The following is a 200-nucleotide window of genomic DNA, read 5'->3' on the forward strand; positions in this document are numbered from 1 at the left end:
GAGGTTAGGGGTTCGACTCCTCTCGGGCGCGTTTTCCTTCGGGAAGTGGCTCAGCTTGGTAGAGCACCTGGTTTGGGACCAGGGGGTCGCAGGTTCAAATCCTGTCTTCCCGATATTTATTTTGGGGCCTTAGCTCAGCTGGGAGAGCGCCTGCCTTGCACGCAGGAGGTCAGCGGTTCGATCCCGCTAGGCTCCACCAA

At 59.0% G+C, this 200-nt stretch carries 2 tRNA genes; both read left to right on the forward strand.

Features of this window, described 5'->3' with window-relative positions:
* Nucleotides 1–39 precede the first annotated feature (39 nt).
* A tRNA-Pro gene (locus HRG09_RS28595) sits at nucleotides 40–113 on the forward strand.
* A 10-nt stretch (nucleotides 114–123) separates the two neighbouring features.
* A tRNA-Ala gene (locus HRG09_RS28600) sits at nucleotides 124–199 on the forward strand.
* The last annotated feature ends 1 nt before the right edge of the window (nucleotide 200 follow it).

This window comes from Bacillus sp. Xin1 (assembly GCF_013314535.1).
In the GTDB taxonomy this organism is placed as follows: Bacteria; Bacillota; Bacilli; order Bacillales; family Bacillaceae_G; genus Bacillus_A.